The following is a 384-nucleotide window of genomic DNA, read 5'->3' as shown; positions in this document are numbered from 1 at the left end:
AAAGAAAACAGGTATTATTATGATTTTCATAATTGCTCGTTTATTAAGTTTACAGTCTTTTTCATTTCAGTTATAAATGGCTTACAACCATAATAATGTTGTAGAATTAACCACGCACGAAAACCTTCAGCAGCGACATTAAGAAGCAGAGCTTCAGCGGAGTCTGCTGCAAAGGAAACAATGCCGGTTACGCCAGAAATAATTGCAAATGTGTTTTTAACTTTTTTTGAATCTGCTGCTATTGCGACTCCTGCCGATACGAACAATGCGACTGCAACATCCGCTATTACGTCATTTGCATCTTGAAGAAATTTTTTCTGTTTTATTATATTTTCTGCGGTTCCAAATTTTTCTATATCATTAAAATCCAGCCCAACATGAAAT

1 protein-coding gene is annotated in these 384 nt (G+C 34.9%); it reads right to left on the bottom strand.

Annotated elements, in window-relative coordinates:
* Positions 1-26: 26 nt before the first annotated feature.
* A partial coding sequence (locus ACYVTD_RS17690; protein WP_461248932.1) for a hypothetical protein occupies positions 27-384 on the bottom strand: 358 nt, incomplete at its 5' end.

Source organism: Treponema sp. R6D11, from assembly GCF_054786075.1.
The sequence above is the reverse complement of the archived record's forward strand: the minus strand, read 5'-3'. Positions and strand labels throughout refer to the sequence as shown.